Origin of the sequence: Butyrivibrio sp. DSM 10294 (assembly GCF_028539135.1) — a bacterium.
Taxonomy (GTDB): Bacteria; Bacillota; Clostridia; order Lachnospirales; family Lachnospiraceae; genus Butyrivibrio.
Genome location: NZ_JANSWL010000038.1, coordinates 1 through 588, shown reverse-complemented (window position 1 = coordinate 588; position 588 = coordinate 1). Strand labels below are relative to the sequence as shown.

The window sequence follows — 588 nt, the reverse complement described above, 5'->3', positions numbered from 1 at the left end:
GGACCTTTCCAGGTACTTACAAGCGATGGTATAGAGGGTTCAAAGGCGGAACCTGCACCCGGATACAGATTCAAGGCATGGTATAAGACAGTCGGAGATATCGACACACCTATTACCGGTGCAGAGGCAGTTCTTTCAGCAACTCTTGCAAAAGAATATCTTGAGAAGGACGGAACACTCTTTGCTGACACCGACTACACAGCAGAGTTTGAGGCAGATCCTAATCAGACATATGAAGTAAGCTATGTATCAAATGATGAAACAATGGGAACTGTTACCCATGACCTTGACAGTGGACTTCAGAAACTTTCAACAGATGGAGTACAGGGATCCAAGGCAGAAGCAAAGCCCGGCTATGAATTTGTAGGCTGGTTCAGGGATGGAGATAATGCAGGCGTATCATCAGAAGCAGATCCCGGAGCAGCTGCCTTCAAGGCACAGATAAATAAAGATGCTGAGCACACAGATCTCTATGCTGACACCAAGTTTGTTGCGAAGTTCCAGCCTGATAACAGCAAGCAATACAATGTGATCTATACAGCAAAAGAAGGCGGAACTGTAGATCCTACTGCTAATGAGGGAATCCAG

The 588-nt window shown here is 45.9% G+C and carries 1 protein-coding gene; it reads left to right on the top strand.

The window, feature by feature from the left end; all coding sequences use genetic code 11:
- Window positions 1-588 (top strand): InlB B-repeat-containing protein (locus NXH67_RS02235; RefSeq protein WP_272796222.1); only part of this gene is annotated, 588 nt, incomplete at both ends.